This window comes from Vibrio sp. 397 (assembly GCF_033339395.1).
In the GTDB taxonomy this organism is placed as follows: Bacteria; Pseudomonadota; Gammaproteobacteria; order Enterobacterales; family Vibrionaceae; genus Vibrio; species Vibrio alginolyticus.
Genome location: NZ_JAWOUN010000009.1, coordinates 1 through 15482, shown reverse-complemented (window position 1 = coordinate 15482; position 15482 = coordinate 1). Strand labels below are relative to the sequence as shown.

The window sequence follows — 15482 nt, the reverse complement described above, 5'->3', positions numbered from 1 at the left end:
AACTAATAAATAGAGGCCTAATGAGCGACTGGTTACCTTGTAACTGATGGTTTAATTGCATGTCGAAAGAAACTAATGCAAGGTTATTTTCTAGCTGTAAAACATATAAGTCAGAGGGGCGTATCCTCTAATTTTGGCGAAAAAATTATAAGAATCAACTAAGCGTTGTTTGGTATCGTTAGATAAGTAAGGAACTTGAGTATCCTCTCTTAAGCAATGTAGCTGAAATAACAAGCGTACCCCTTTATAGCTCTTCGAGTTTCCACTTTTGATCTTATGGAACAAAACATTTAAGTCTGCCTTCCTTAACTCTGATTGCTTATTTATACCGATATCTTTTAGTGACTTAAATATTGTAGGACTGAGGCTAGGCATTGCCGATATATCTAAATCCTCACTTTGTTGTTGTTTTTTTATTGCTGCATTTAGCATGATCTTTAACTGCATTATTGTCTCCACAGCTTGCTGATCTGATACTTTTTCTGAAAGATAGCGCTTCATAAGAAGTCTTGAGGATCTAGAGCTATTGGGTACAGAAATAGGGTACTTTTTACATAGATAAAACCCGTATGATTCGAGTGACTCTAGTAATGGGGAGTCTGTTTCTTGTGGTACATAGATATTGAGAACACCCTCACGCTGGTTAGCTATCATGTATCCACAGTAAGTGAATTGAAACTCGCCAAATGAAGGTCGGCTAAAGACCCCTTCAATTGGCTGAAAAAGGTCTCTATAGTAGTTTGGAGCTTTTGCCAACGCTTTTTTAGTTTTTGACTTTCCTTTGCGTGATTTATGTAAATTTTTTTGCAACAAAGACGGTTGAAAGTTTCTCGGGTTAACTTGAAGCTCTTTATTTTGACTTTTCATGTTCACTCACTCGATATCGCGTATTTTGAAGATAGAAACAGGGAACTCTTTGTTGAAAGCAGATTCTCTGATCATCTCAACTTGCCACAAGGTGGGAGAAGAGACAGAAACTTTCTCCATCGTATAATGCATCTTAAGTTGGTAAATCCAGACAGCGCGGCTACGCATAACGCCGCTGCCAGGTACGGCTTCACGCTGAGCTATTGCTTTGTTCAAAAGTTTAATAGAGCTTGTGTCTACGTGGAGTAATGCAGAAGTCTGGTATTTCTTCATTATATTTATATAGTTACTTGCTCTTAGAAGCTCAATAAATATGTCTTGGGTGTCTGTTTCAGAGTCCAAATGGTTGGACTTGCACCTAGACAGTACTGTTGCTGCATTTAAGTAGTTCATTGAAAAACAGTCTTTAAGGCTATCAACTAGATATTCACGAACTAATACTTCTGACTCTTCTTCAGAGTAAGTTTCGCCAGGGTTTCTTTCTTGGTCCTTAGTCGGCAAGATATGCTTATCTGTGGGTATTGGGTATACAGCAGTATCACTTGTCGTTGATGCAATAAAGTAGTTTGTTGAAGTAATCTTTGTGGTATCTATGAACAGGTTCAAGGCGTATAAAAATGCAACAATAGCTAAGAAAAATAAAACCAGAGCGTAGTATGGAGATCGCTGGACAGACTTAAAATTGTCATAGATTAAATTATGACGTTTATCTGTTTCAAACACGGCATCGTGGTTACGGTTAACCTCGCTGGAGGGTATTGATTGGCAACTAAAGGTATCCCCTTTAACAAAGCTATCCTCAGTAGACTTCGAACTTTGTCTTCCTGTTAACGGAGTCTTCCCCAAAGCTGTACTAATAAAATTGAATAGGTCTTTAACGTTCATCTAAAAACCACCCTGTCGATGAGTAATGAACTTGCGTTATCCGCTCTAGGTTCAGGTAGAACTGTGTAGTGAGCAATGAATGAGGTTGTTTGGTCTCCTGATACCGATTGGACTGTTACCATTATCGGAACCTCAACTACCCAAACTAAAGGCTTACCAGGTTTGTTCTTTAAGGTAACGATAGGATCGTAAGGAACAACAACGTTAGCCTTACCTTCTGACATAAGAATCGCCTCAATCATAGGGTCAGTAGGATAAACATTGAACAGTGATGTGGCGGCTATTGGCGCAAAGTGCTTTTCAATACAGTTGGCATAATCGTTATCGCGTTCACCGTTCATTAGGTGTTGAGCGGTTTTATAATCGACGGTATAGCATGAGCTCACCATACGACGAAGAAACCTGACAACCTTCTCGTCTGTATAGCGTGGGTCACGTGATACAAAGGCCCTTGTGTAACCACCATTACCATCAGAATAAAGAAAAACTCTATCCGGGTTCCCTAATAGTTCTTCATTGAAATCGGAAAGTTTAAAAATAGCTAAAACAGATAAAACGATAGCAAGCACAAATGGCCAGTCGAATTTAAGTATGCGAATAAGTCGTGGAATATTCATAACCAATCAACATCCCAATTAGAAGAACTTATGATCTTAACTGCACTTGCCCCCTTACCCTTTGGCACACGTTGTAAATCAAGCCAGAAAGTTACATTAGCGGCCTGGTGCCTTTGATTCTGAATAGCCTCGAGCTCAGTTTCAGTTGCGTCTTTAACCTTCAAAGATTTTTTCATAATCTTGCCCTGAACTTTAACTCGCCATACCCAGTAGGCATCTTTTGTGAATCTTCCATCAATTTTCCCGTCAACTGTGCCACTGAATTCCATAAAAGGCGCTCGGGTAGGGTAAAACTCAATAATTTCTTTATTAGAGAAAATGGTTGATAAAATTTCTGCTTCTTGAACTGCGCTTGAGAATGACTTCCAGCCAGAAGTAGTAAAGAATAGTAATGCTGATTCTGTCATAGACAATTCATAACTATCGAAAGATAGAGAGAGTGTGTTGTACATAGCTTCAGTTACAAAATCCATAACTTCAGAGTCAGAAAAAAGACGGTCACTTAATGGGACCTGAGGAACTATTCGGGTAATGCCCTTATCGTTGTAAGTGGGGATCTTGTAGTAACCAGATTTATTTGTTGTAAGAGTGTTTAGTGCAAACTCTAAGAAATAGATAATGACCACCAGCACTACGAAACCAGATAGGAGCCCTCGATGATTCTTAATTACGGATGAGCGAAACATATCCTTCCTCTAATCCAAGTTACCGATGCGTACAGGCTTGCCAGTAGGCTCAATCCTTGCGTCATGGGAGGTAGCGCTGATATTTATTCTTTCAAGCAGGTAAAAATTAACCAGCGAACCAGTCAATAAAAGCAGGGTGAGGCCCCACGTAATTGAAGTCAGTGCAAGTAAAGCCTTAGTTGCTCTATTTGCAACATAAGGGTTTCTATTGACACCCAATTCAGCCAATTTCACACCCATTATTCTGCGCGCTGGTCTTGGCTTTATACTTGGTATCTTTTCTAGGCGGCTTCTGACTTCTCCTGGGATGGGAGAAGACCCTGCATGGATAATTAACTCGGCAGATTGGGTAACTGATTTAAAGCCAACAGACTCTTCGTTTTCCATTACATTTATCCTATTAGTTGTAACCTTTCTATTTCCTTGCGCAGATAGGAAAATTCAACACCATCAATCTCTATCGTTTGTTGGTATGACTGGGTTGAGCTTTTAAACTTTTCTAAAAGCTCTGTTAATTCAATGGAATCTGTAGAGATTGATGAGTTAACAAGGAAGCAGCGATCGAGGGTGTCCAACTCTGGATGGTTACTATCGACAATAGAGACAAGAATACTCAAAACAGGTTTGTAGCTATCAGCCGAAGATAGTTGTAACTCAGCAACACGGCGTCCATATTCGACATTCGAGATAATGCATAAAGTTTCTTTTTCTTTTTGAGAAAACAAAATGACGTTGCTTCCTAACAGTGACTCCAAACTACTACTACCTATGACATATTTTATAATCACAAAAATATATGTCTTTTACGGATGAAAAGCAATGCCATATTTTTTGGTGTTTGGTTGTTTGGTTGATTTGATTTTGAGGGTTGAACGAGATGTTAGATTTGGTTGTTTTCGTTTAGCTAAAACCATTCCATCCGTTGATAAATTTGCTATGATGTGAAAAATATATGCCTTAAATGGATTAAAAGCAACGGTGCAAAAATGTTAACTTTAATATTTCTACAGTATCTTTCATTACTCTTAATGCCTGTTTCAGGTGGAGTTTCTCTTCTTGCTCCGGTACTTAGTTTATTCGTCACATATATCGGAATGTGGAAACAGTTCAGAACGATACATCCAGTACTTAAGTCACATTTAGTAGGGCAAGCGATTGTCGGAGCTTCGGTCATATTTTGTGTGATCAGTATCGTCTTAACCTTCGAAATAACTCAAGCTATGCAATCGTTAACAGCTTCCGACAAGAACTTTTCGGCAAAAGTTTTAACGACTTTCGGATGTGTTGTCTTCCTCTATTACTACTTCGTCATAACCGTAAACTTTATACTTCATCGAAAAGGTCTAAGGGCACGGCTTGTGTTACCCATTCCATTGACCAAAGGAAAGTATGATTCTCTAAAAATGATTCTTAAAGAGCGACGTATTGATGACACAAACATAATTTTTAAGGATTCCTAAGTTATGAGTCAGCGTACGCCAGAAAAAGAATCAGAGTTGAATGCTTCAGTCGCCCTAGCTCTAGCATTAGCAATAGGTATGGGTTACGGGGTTTACGCGCACTTTTTCCACATACTTGCTTTTGTGTGGAGAATGCTAAAGATAGCTCAGATGTTTACATTTTTTGCTTTTGAGAACCTCGTGGTTGTAACTACCTCTTGGCTAACAGGATTTCAAGGATGGGGGTTTAAGGAGGGGCTATATCAAATATTAGAATTGCATTATACGATGATTACACCCGAGTATATTGGAGCTTACGACTCTATTTTCGGAAATATACTTAAATGGCCCTTCGCTTTAGCTCTGATCTACTTAGGTTGTAAAGAATATTCAATACGCTCTAAAACCAGAAAAGAACACAACGTTGAATCAATGATACGGGCTGCTTCCAAGGTTCATCCTCATTTAAAACGTATAGTACCGCCCAACTTCTACGATAAATTGATGGGATATTCCATTGGCTGGATGTTTCCTAAATATAAAGAACGTTTAGAGGGTGAAAACCCTTGTGACTATTCACATGATTACAATTTCGAAAATCGCTCTGACTATGAAAACCGATACGCTATGGGTGTATCTCCTTACGAAATGCTCACAGCAAATCCTCCTTTGGGTGTCACATTAGATGAAATAGAACGTGACAAAGAAATGCAAAAAGAAACGGGGTTTGTTAGCAATTTTAGGCCTATTTGTTACTTCTATTACTGCGAGAACCCGAAAGACTCAACAATAGAGTTTTGCTCTCGAACAGCGACTATCAGCTTAGAGAGGCTTCTCCTCTGTCCTTTACCGCAACAACTACATTCGGAAGATAAACTAGCACGGTTGTTTGATGATAATGGGAAAACCATTCCAATTGAATATGTAGATAAACAGGGTAATGAAGCGGATAAGTTTAAGAGAGGAGGAGCGATAATAGGTGGCTTTCGTCCAACAACTTTATTGAATGATGGCGTCCCTTACGCTGGCAGCATCGAAGACACAATACTTTTATTTAACGGTATTGAAAGAAAGGTTCTTACACAGCTTAAGGAAAAAATGGATGGAAAGACAACCCGTACATTCGAAGAAATCCTCTATGCAATGGTAACAAAGAAGCATGCTTATTCTACTACTGTAATCTGGGCGTTGATGCTTCTCTTTAAAGATGTAAACCGTATTGCAGGAAACGAGTTTACTTGGGTAACTAAGCATGACCGAAATTTAGGAATGGTATTGCAGTCTATCGGCAGAGAAACGCCTTTCTTAGAAGCAAGTGGTACTCGCTCGCATTTTCTTATGGAAAGAAAAGCCGGATTTCGAATGACAATTCCAAGTGTCCTAGGAGCAGTGCAAGACCTTCACATTAATGCAGAGAGAATATTAACAGCAGGTAAGAAAGGAGAAGACCTCCTGAACATGGATGAGGATGAATTTAGTAGATTATTTGATCTCAGCGAGATAGAGAAAAAGGCTGATGGCCGAGAGAATGAAGCAAAACAGATTCTAAAGTCACTAGGTGTCGATATAGAAAAGGATGAGAAAGTCTTCAATGACCCTTATGAGGATATTCCTGAGTTAATGAAGCAGTACAAGGAAGTTGATTAGTATGGCCAGTTTTAAGAAGCAGTCGGTTCTAAACACAAACCCTGAACTGAATAACCCAGAGCTCTTTCATCGTGATTCTCGCACTATGTGGATGCGAATACAGTCAGCAGTAAATGTGTCATTTCCTTTATTAATTGCTGCATGCGGGATTGCTTTGTTTATGTTCCCTCAAAATGGGGACTTTATTTTTGCATTTGCAATTTGTCTGAAGCTTACAAACTCAAGAGAGAAGCATGAATATCCTTTTGACGCGCCGGAGTGGGAGCAGTTTATTTCAAAAAAGGAGTCGTTAAAAGACGCAGTTAAAGCTGGCCATCTTATTCCCCAGCGTAAAAGAGGAAACGGTACATTAATATTCGGGTTTGAATTTTTTCTACGTAGGTTACTCGTATCCAACCCGGATATGGAAACAAGACATACACTCGTCATGGGCAGTACGGGCTCGGGTAAAACTGTACTTATACTGACATTGCTATTTCAAGCACTTCTCCAGCCAGGAGGAACATCAGCAGTCATAGTTGATGGTAAGGCAGATATAAAATTGTTTTGGACAATTTTCGCTATCTTGAAACGATTAGATAGACTCCACGATTTGTTGGTTCTCAATTTTCTGACTCCCATGGACTCCTTAGATACTACTAACATGCACGACGACGATCGCATTTCGAATAACATGAATATTCTAAATGCGGGAACCCCTGACCAGATGAAGACTATAACCATGGGGTTAGGGCGTGAAACGGATGGAGGGGATAGCTCTTTTTGGGAAGGTCGTAGTTCTACTATGATTGGGGGAGCATATCAGTATCTTGCTTACGAAAGGGATGTGGAAGGCTTAGATTTAAACATCGAAGTGGTTCGAAACTTTCTTGTCATTAAAACTATGCTCAAAAAGGCAGCGCGAAAAGATGTGCCTTTAAAGTACCGACAACCACTCCAGCAATATTTAAAAACCTTGCCTTCTATTAGTGATGCCATATTTGATATGACTGAGGAACAGATAGACAACCTTGATCTTAATAGTAAAGCAGATGAACAGCACACATATTGTGTGATGATGATTAGTGAAACCATGGCTGACCTGAGTGAAACCATGGGGCATATATTCGTGACAAAACTTTCGGAAGTAAATATGACGGATGTATGCTTAGGGGGGCGAGTATTATTAGTTCTTCTTCCTTCCATTGCCAAAAACCCCGATTCCGTTGCAGCATTGGGTAGGCTTCTATTGCAGGGATTACGGCCTATTTTGATGAGAGCTGCTGGCTACAAGCTACAAGGTTCTCGAATTACTACAGTAGACAATAGGCCTTCCAGTGCTAGATATCCTGTACGACTTTTCTTTGATGAGTACGGAATGTATGCGGTTAAAGGTTTTTACATGATTGTTGCCTTGGTTCGTTCATATGGTTTTCACGTTCTTTTTGGAGCACAGACAGCCGGAATGTTCCAGAAGGTTTGCGGCCGGGATGAATATGAAGCACTAATGGGCAACTTAAACAATAAATTCATTCTTAAAAATGAAGACCATGGTGAATCGTTACAGTTGGCGCTTGGTCGAACTGGCAAAGTGTTTGGTTCCCGTCAGGATAGAATAGAGAATAATTTGGCTGGGGCGGTCCATGATAACGATGATGTCCGAGTAGAAGAAAAAGATACTGTAAACGCTAAGATGCTTGCTAGTGCTGAACCTGGAGAAGGCTTATACATTTTTGGTGGTGATGTATACCCATTCCGAGCATTAAAACTCGACTTCCCTGATGTAGAAACTTCTCGTTTGAACTATTTTGCTCAGGTGCTTGAGCCTTCTGATGATGAGGTAGAAACGGCTAAGAGGCAACAGTTAGTAAAATCCAATGAATATGTTCAACAGGCCAACGATTATATCGATAGCAATGTCGAAATGTTGGAGTTCTTAGAGCTAAAAAATAATCTAACTGAAGTAAGAGCATTGAACCTAACTGAAAACATCTCTAAACAAATGATGATGGCTATTGGTTTAGGGATAATTAAAGAAGACGCAACGTTGATAACGGAGAGCGCCATTGAAGAAGTCGAAGAAATACGACCTGAAGAATCACCAGTAGATGTATTCGATGAAGAGCTTGTTGGTCTTGCACAAACAGATGCTGAAGTACAGATTATGGGCTCTATGGAGGCTTATAATGAAGAAGTTTCAGCCTTTAATGATGAACTCGATTTTAATGACTTTGAAAACACCTATAGTGATGAGGATTGGCCTGAAGAAGAACACGACTTTGATTCAATTATGCAGTACAACAACTTCTATGCCGAAGGCCCCTTTGAGCACAGTACTAGCGAAGAATTTGTTTCGCCACCAGCATATTTATCCACTCAAGATTTAGGTACGAACGAAGAGACCTCCGAAGTAGACCTTGCTAATTTTGACAATGATGCATACGGCGAGTTGGATATCGCTTATAACAGTAGATATGTTTCATCTAACCTATCAGATCCATTTCTTGAAAGCGCTCAGCAGAACAATAAAGGCACTATATCTGGCACTACTATAGATATAAATTTGTTAGCTGGTTTAGATGAGCCTAATGCTGAAAGAGCCACAGAGGCGGCGATCAATCAAGTCAAGGACATATTGGAATATCCTAAAGAAGAACTCCAATCAGAACCTCTCGGCGACGAAGAAGTCAGTGATATTGTAGAGAAAACACTACAATCGTTAGGTTTGTCTGAGTAGGGTTGTTTTTAATACATAAATGAAATATATTTACGCTTGTTAAACTTCAAGGATTACCAATGCACTCAAGAAACATCTCCTCTCTGAAAGCCTATTTCCGCTTAACAGTAAGTGCGGTGGTGTTGTCATTGTCGGCGTTTTCTCAAGCTAATCAAACTAACCAAGTTAGTCATGCTGCAATTGCGGATGCATTGTTAAAGAAATATGGAAGTATAGAAAATATATTGATTAACATGCGTGAACTTGAGGTGTATGAACAAAATGCAATTCAGACGTACATAACAGATCTAGAATACTCGAAACTCCAGAGTAATTACCAAAATAGAGACAGACTTGAGATACTGAGGGCTGAGAATAAAAAGAATGACATCATTAAAAGTGAGAAAATGAACTCCGACCCTGCTTTTATTGAAAGGATGCGTAAAATAGAAAGGCAGAGGCTAATTGCAGAAAATAAACTTTTAGTAAGGCCCCCGGAAAGTCTAATTGATACGATTAAATTCGATCCTTCACTACCTCAGGAGTTAATTTTGCAGGTGTACCCTGGCTTCCCTGGGTCTATTTCATTTTTCGACCAGACAGGAGCTCCTTGGCCTATTGTATATGTTAAGCTAGGAGCTCAGGGAGCCTTCGAGGCTGGAAAAACACCCGGTAACGCATATAGCTTGGAAGCTCGTTTACCTGGAGTAACTCATTCGGGCTGGTTTCAGCTGAAGGGTTTAGATACAACTATTCCTTTCATGATTAGTTCTGAAAAAACAGATTACTACAATTCTCGAAGACAAGTGATCATTCCACTAATTGGCCCGAACGCCAAGCCAATACAATACCGTTCTACTTCAAGTGTAGATCTTGATAAAGCTGGTCCAGAATTCTTTTCTTTTCTTTCAGGTACGACAACAGGTGTGCCTGGTGCCAAAGAAACTAAATTGCAAGGAATCAATGGCCAAGCCTATTTATATAATGAATTTGTTTATATCAGAACAACAGCCATTTTAAGAAGCAAAGGTAGCTCTTTGGTAAGAGAGGGAAGTGTCGGTGATTACAACCTTTACAAACTTTACCCCCGTTCATTCTATTGGTTTAGCGATGGTCGACAGAAAGTAAAAGCGTTTGTGGATACAAGTGAACTATAAGGCTTCTCACCGATGAAATTAAAAAAAATAGCAATCGTTGTAGGTTTGTTTGTAGTAGCCGCCGGAGGGATTGGATACGCAATCTATATGGCTTCCAATCAAGTTACAGAAGACCTTTCGGGCAAAGGTGATAAAACAGCAGGTAGACCTGTCGTTAAAACTGACGATGTGATTAAGAACTCAACTGATGGGACAATCAGTGTTCCTGAAAATTCACCTATCGCTAAAGAAACCGAAGAAAGGGAGAAGAACGCGCGTAAACAGGCTGCTACTAATGGCGAGAGCCATATCAGTAAAACTCGCGTACAAGAATCAGCAACGGGACCAGATACAAAAACCGAAGTTGACAAGCCTAAGTCGCAGGAGGTTGATCCCCTGGGGCAAGAAGTTAAGTCTGGCAAAGATGCTGAGTCTAAAAAGACAAATTCAGATACAGAAGAGAATAGTGCAGGTAGAGACGTAAAATTACCGTTGCCTAAACAAGATATAGAAACTTCAAGCCAGCTAGAAGATCTCCGAAACGAACTAGCAACGACTAAAATGAGTTTAAAGGCTCAAGAAATAAAGAATCGAAACGACAAAGCCGATGCTGAGCGTCAGCGGTTGATACAATTAGAAGCTGAGCGACAAAAAAAGATATCAGAAGGTGCACAAGCATTATTTTCAGGTCTCCCTTACGCACCAGATACAGGCGAAAAGTACAAAATCACTTATAGTAAGAAGGCTGACATTTATAGTAAAACATCACAGTTCGTTTTTGACCCGAGTGATGCAGAACAAGAAGTGGCCTCAGCATTGTATCGTTCTGATGGAGGTCAGACTCAAATGGGGATTCATCCTAATTATTATAAGAAAGAAAACACAGTTGGGTATACGGACAATGAAAAAGAAACCTCTAATGAAAAATATAGACAGCCACCAGTTGAAGTAGACCAAGAGTCTATAGTATTTGATGCAGGTGAGTTGGTTTATGCCCGTACCACCTTGCCTATCGACTCAGACATTCCTGGCCCAATCAGAATTCGTTTATTAACCGGAAAAGCAGAAGGTAGTATTGCGTTCGGTGAAATGGAGCTTATAGAACAAGCTCCAGGTGTTGCCTTAACTGTAACGTCTGTTATTAGAGATGGGAAACAAATCCCTGTAAAAGCTTGGGTATTATCTGCTGAAACTGAAAAGGCGCTTATAGAAGGTGAAGTAGACCACCATTACATCCAGAGGTTTGGTGGCATGTTTGCTGGTTTGTTTATGACAGGTTTTTTGGATTCACTCATTGATACGACAGTGACAACATCAAATGGGGAAACAACAACTTCGACAGGTGCGATTGATAATACGAGAGACAGAATTGTTTATAGTATCGCCAAAGCTGCACAAGGCTTTTTACCTATCCTATACGATAATGCGAGAAGACCTGTTCAGGTAGAGATACCGAAAGGTCAAACTATGTACTTATTGTTTGAGAATCAAGTACAAGAAACGGATGAAATTCAAACTCCGAATCAGAGCGATCTTCTCAAGATGATGGCGGAGCAAAATAGACTAACAGAAGTTAATTCCGAAGAAACTGACCTAAGCTCTGAAATTCGCAAATCGAATATTGGGCAAAATGTATCAATCCCGAGTGACAACAAAACTCGTTTATGGAATTAATTTAGATCTTTTATATAATACATTATTCAATTAAAAACAAGGAGCGATCATCATGAGCGATAACGAAGCTCAAGACGCAAATGCTGGCAAAGCGAATAAAAGCCAAAGCAGCTCAGCAAAGCCAAAAGTAAAGTTACTCGTTTATGTCGTAGGAGCTACTTTGCTTGTTGGTGGTGCTAGTTTAGCTGCACATAAAATGGGTTTGATACCAGATTTTGGAGGCCCTTCCAAAGTAGAAGAAATACAAAAGCTAGAGAGAAATCTTGAGCGTGAGATCACCGCTCTCAGGCAATCATTGCCTGAACTCATTAAGACTGAAATAGATGTGATTACTAAGTCTGAAGAGTTTGGTGCTATCACTGAATTACAAAGACAAGAAATCGCTCAATCAATCATTACTAAAATAGACATTCCTAGCAAAGTAAAGGATGAATTTGGTAAGCAAAAAAGTGAGATTGTGAAGTCAACCTCGAAAGCTGCGTCACAGAATATTACACAGACGATCAGTTCGACCTTACAGCAACAAATTGATGACTCAATTACAATGAGATTGAAGCCATATCATCAATTTAATTCTGCTCAAGAAACTTTTAACGTTAGTTTAACCAATAGATTGGATAAATTGGAAAGCGATGTAAATTCATTTGAAGGCGAGTTTGCTAAATTAAACAATAGCCTTTCAAACGGACATACGAAAGCAGCGCGAAGTAGTGAGCGTAAACGCTTAAAAGAATTCAACGTTGTGGATGAGATTGCTGAGGGGGTTTTTGCTGTACGTGCACCAGATAGATCCGATAACTCTCCACATTACATCACTCTTTACAAAAGTGAGCCGTTCAAATCAAAAATTGGCAACCATAAAGTCACCAACATTAAAGGTGAGGGAGAAGACGGAGTTTTACTTATTGGCAGCAAATACTTTATTGATAAAGAACGCCAGGAGTACACGCCGACTGAACTAGCCAACCTTCGACGCTCTCAGCAGTCTAAAAAGAAAGTTGTAAAACCTGCTAAAGAATCGATTACAAAGCCAACGGCAGTACAGGTTGCTAAGACTACCACCCAACATATTGGTAAAAATACAGAAGTAAATAGCAAAGTAGTACAGCCAACGATGGCAATAGCATCTAGCTCGACTGTAGTACAGCCAATAGAAGCGCCAAAAATGGTAGTTCCAAGTACGGGAGTAACATACAAGGATGGGCGAATTCTTCTTCCTGACTACGCAATGATCACTAAGTCGCAGGACCTAAACAGTGCGCTAGTCGTAAATCTTACCAAGACCTCTGGCGAAAGAACTATTTCCGTAGAAAAAGGAAAATACTACGACTTCATTGGAACTGTTAGAGAAATCTCGGCTGACGGAACAATCTGTTCAGATACTTACTGTATTGGAGCGCTTCGATGAAAAAGTGGTATTGGATGTTTGTTTACACATTATCCAGTAGTTCATTCGCTTCAGAAACGCATAACTCCACCATTGCAGATGGCGGAATAAATGTAATTAAACATGTTCGACTTTGGATTGCAGTTCTCTGGAATTTGAGAGCAGTACTTGGCCTCGGTCTTGTCGTGTTTGGTTTCATCGGTTGGTACAAAGCAAACAAAGCGGATAATGATGTTTCTGTTCTATGGCCAATATCCTTCTCAATAGCTGGCGCATTATTAACTTTCCACGGTGGTTTAGATCTAGTGGGTGAGGTATTTACCTTTAGTGACACAGTGGACCCAATAACACTCGACTCATCTGGTCGGGCAAACCTCTCTTCTAACACAACTTATATCTTCGATGAAGGAGATAGCACGGAGTAACTATGAATAAACTAACGAAATGGTCCGGTGCCCTGGGTATCGCTCTAGCACTAACCTCTGTAACTACGATGGCAGCCAATGAAACAAAGCTAGAGCAAGCTGCAAAAAACGTGGATGCAATTTCAGCTGCAGGTGGTAGTGCTACATATACCATAGGCTTATGGATTGGTATTGCAATGATTGTCATTAGCCTTGCAACCTGGGCATGGAATAGCCGAGAAAGCTCACCACAAAGTAAGGGCGTAGGAAAATTCGTTCTAATCTGTGGTATAGCAGGGGCCGCTTTGACTTTCCCAAGTGCTTACATAGCAATGTTCGGTGAGGCAGCAAGCATCTCAAGTGCTGATGAGTCTGTTGATTATCGTGACCTTCAAAACGTAAACAATTAGATAAACATACACAACCCCACTATCGAAAGCGTTAATAGATCGTGGGGCTAATTTTATCATCTACAAGGAACAAAAATGAAGAAAATACTACTTATGGCATCGACATTATCAGTTATTGCTGGCTGTGCTAATCAAACCGAACTAAGTGAACCAACAGTAGAGAACCCATCTTACCAATATCCTGGCATATCCAAGATATTATCAATTGATTATTTCGAAGTGGATAAAGGGACATCAGTTGCTCTTACGGAATATTTAGATAATCAAGATAGGTTTTGCTTCCAATGGGTTTCGTCAGCAAAGAAAGTAAATGGTGAAACAAAAAATGAGCATTCAATAGAAGCGAATATTTCTGTTCATTGCGGAGGATACGAGATTAGACAAGTTGATAATAAAGGTGGTGATTACGTTTCTACTGATATAAGAGCCGTTAACAAGTATAAGAATCGTGAAGGGTTATTCGTTCAAAATCTAGAGATGTAACATTTATTTTATTAAAATTCTAATCTACCAGTTTTACACTAATGCGCGCAACACGGTGATGAGCAGTCAAAACTCTCCGACCCAAATATGCCCATGAAACAGAGAAATTTAGAAGTTAGGAAACGGCTCTTTCTTTGCTCATACTCGCTCAAGTTAACCGCATTTCGCATTACCTCTAATTAATAGGGGTAATACGAGTTTCCTATGTTCCGCATAACTAGTACTCATTCTAACTAAGACTTCTGGTATTTGAGTTGGAGCAGTGCAGAAGAAATAGATTAATACCATCGCTTCGATTTTGAAGCTTATTCTTTCAAACCCGAAGATTACAATGAAAACGAGGGAAAATTAATGTTCGAGCAAGTAAGAAAAGAAATACTTAATAAAGCACCACTAGTTGCTGATGCGTTCTTAGAGCCAGCGTCGGAAGAAGAAATAAATTTGCTTCGCTGTAATGTGGGTAGAGAGCTACCACAAGATTTAGTTGAACTGTACAAAACATCTAAAGGGCAGGACCCCGAGAAGCAAGCAAATTTTGCTTATGGCGTCGCTTTACTCTCTATCGGACAGACCTCAAGCCTTGTAGAAAACTATAGCCATGATGGTGATGGAAACGTACTCAGTTATACCGATAAAGGTATAGATAAAGAGTATACCTTCGGCAAAAGTAGAATCCCAATTGCGGATGACTGTTCATCTTGTTTAATTTGCGTTGATTTAAGTCCAACAGAGGAAGGTAGTTTCGGACAGGTAATTCTCATAGATTATGACTACAAGGTCGCTTTAAAGCTTGCCGATTCTCTAGCTGAATTAATTTCTAACTTCAAGAAGGATTTAGAGCCTATCCCAAAAGGAATTATCGTATAATATAATGAATAACGATAATTTCTGAGGGCAACGTATGGCAGGCAACAAGTGGCAAATCAGTGATGAACTCTGGGAGAAAATGGCTCCTCTCATCCCGGAGCATAAAACTCACCATCCTCTGGGTACGCACCGCAAGCGGGTTGATAATCGCGCTGCAATGAACGCCATCTTCTTCGTACTCAGGACGGGTTGCCAGTGGAATGCGCTGAATGCCACCGGTATATGCTCGTCAAGCTCTGCTCATCGCCGATTTCAGGAGTGGCGGGATGCTGGCGTATTTGAACG

Annotated in this window: 16 protein-coding genes; 10 read left to right on the top strand and 6 right to left on the bottom strand. The window is 39.9% G+C overall.

The window, feature by feature from the left end:
• Window positions 1-90 precede the first annotated feature (90 nt).
• The 6 genes from R7P36_RS15330 to R7P36_RS15305 are packed head-to-tail and all read right to left on the bottom strand — an operon-like array spanning window position 91 to window position 3810.
• The gene (locus R7P36_RS15330; RefSeq protein ID WP_025633992.1) at window positions 91-867 is read right to left on the bottom strand and encodes a TfoX/Sxy family DNA transformation protein; all 777 of its coding nucleotides are present in this window, start codon (window positions 865-867) and stop codon (window positions 91-93) included.
• Window positions 868-873: 6 nt separating this feature from the next.
• Window positions 874-1752, bottom strand: coding sequence for a hypothetical protein (locus R7P36_RS15325; RefSeq protein WP_025633994.1), 879 nt, complete (start codon window positions 1750-1752; stop codon window positions 874-876).
• Window positions 1749-2369 carry a DotI/IcmL/TraM family protein gene (locus R7P36_RS15320; protein WP_025767073.1) on the bottom strand — a complete coding sequence of 207 codons (621 nt, stop codon included), beginning with the start codon at window positions 2367-2369 and terminating at the stop codon, window positions 1749-1751. The genes R7P36_RS15325 and R7P36_RS15320 overlap by 4 nt, the downstream gene beginning before the upstream one ends.
• Window positions 2366-3055: a DotI/IcmL family type IV secretion protein gene (locus R7P36_RS15315; RefSeq protein ID WP_054574978.1), complete on the bottom strand. Its 690-nt coding sequence runs from the start codon at window positions 3053-3055 to the stop codon at window positions 2366-2368. Before R7P36_RS15315 ends, R7P36_RS15320 begins: the two co-directional genes overlap by 4 nt.
• A gap of 9 nt (window positions 3056-3064) precedes the next feature.
• A complete protein-coding gene (locus tag R7P36_RS15310; RefSeq protein WP_025633999.1) occupies window positions 3065-3442 on the bottom strand; it encodes a hypothetical protein in 378 nt (125 codons plus the stop codon).
• Between the two features lie 5 nt (window positions 3443-3447).
• Window positions 3448-3810, bottom strand: coding sequence for a hypothetical protein (locus R7P36_RS15305; protein WP_025634000.1), 363 nt, complete (start codon window positions 3808-3810; stop codon window positions 3448-3450).
• A gap of 708 nt (window positions 3811-4518) precedes the next feature.
• On the opposite strand from R7P36_RS15305, the gene R7P36_RS15300 reads away from it, so the two are divergent.
• From R7P36_RS15300 to R7P36_RS15255, 10 genes are all read left to right on the top strand, one after another.
• Entirely contained in the window at window positions 4519-6141 is a 1623-nt protein-coding gene (locus R7P36_RS15300; RefSeq protein ID WP_025634005.1) for a hypothetical protein, read from the top strand.
• A 1-nt stretch (window position 6142) separates the two neighbouring features.
• Complete coding sequence (locus tag R7P36_RS15295; RefSeq protein WP_206937375.1) at window positions 6143-8857, top strand: type IV secretion system DNA-binding domain-containing protein; 2715 nt, start codon at window positions 6143-6145, stop codon at window positions 8855-8857.
• 59 nt (window positions 8858-8916) lie between these two features.
• The gene (locus tag R7P36_RS15290) at window positions 8917-9993 is read left to right on the top strand and encodes a DotH/IcmK family type IV secretion protein (RefSeq protein ID WP_025634007.1); all 1077 of its coding nucleotides are present in this window, start codon (window positions 8917-8919) and stop codon (window positions 9991-9993) included.
• 12 nt (window positions 9994-10005) lie between these two features.
• Window positions 10006-11646: a DotG/IcmE/VirB10 family protein gene (locus tag R7P36_RS15285; protein WP_203347292.1), complete on the top strand. Its 1641-nt coding sequence runs from the start codon at window positions 10006-10008 to the stop codon at window positions 11644-11646.
• Between the two features lie 52 nt (window positions 11647-11698).
• The gene (locus R7P36_RS15280; protein WP_025767068.1) at window positions 11699-13054 is read left to right on the top strand and encodes a hypothetical protein; all 1356 of its coding nucleotides are present in this window, start codon (window positions 11699-11701) and stop codon (window positions 13052-13054) included.
• Entirely contained in the window at window positions 13051-13458 is a 408-nt protein-coding gene (locus R7P36_RS15275; RefSeq protein WP_025634011.1) for a hypothetical protein, read from the top strand. The genes R7P36_RS15280 and R7P36_RS15275 overlap by 4 nt, the downstream gene beginning before the upstream one ends.
• A gap of 2 nt (window positions 13459-13460) precedes the next feature.
• Complete coding sequence (locus tag R7P36_RS15270) at window positions 13461-13847, top strand: hypothetical protein (RefSeq protein ID WP_025634012.1); 387 nt, start codon at window positions 13461-13463, stop codon at window positions 13845-13847.
• 75 nt (window positions 13848-13922) lie between these two features.
• The gene (locus R7P36_RS15265; RefSeq protein WP_025767067.1) at window positions 13923-14330 is read left to right on the top strand and encodes a hypothetical protein; all 408 of its coding nucleotides are present in this window, start codon (window positions 13923-13925) and stop codon (window positions 14328-14330) included.
• 351 nt (window positions 14331-14681) lie between these two features.
• Window positions 14682-15197 (top strand): SMI1/KNR4 family protein, encoded by a 516-nt coding sequence (locus R7P36_RS15260; protein WP_203347280.1) that lies wholly within the window; start codon window positions 14682-14684, stop codon window positions 15195-15197.
• 34 nt (window positions 15198-15231) lie between these two features.
• On the top strand, window positions 15232-15482 hold a 251-nt coding region (locus R7P36_RS15255), incomplete at its 3' end, for a transposase (RefSeq protein ID WP_206937370.1).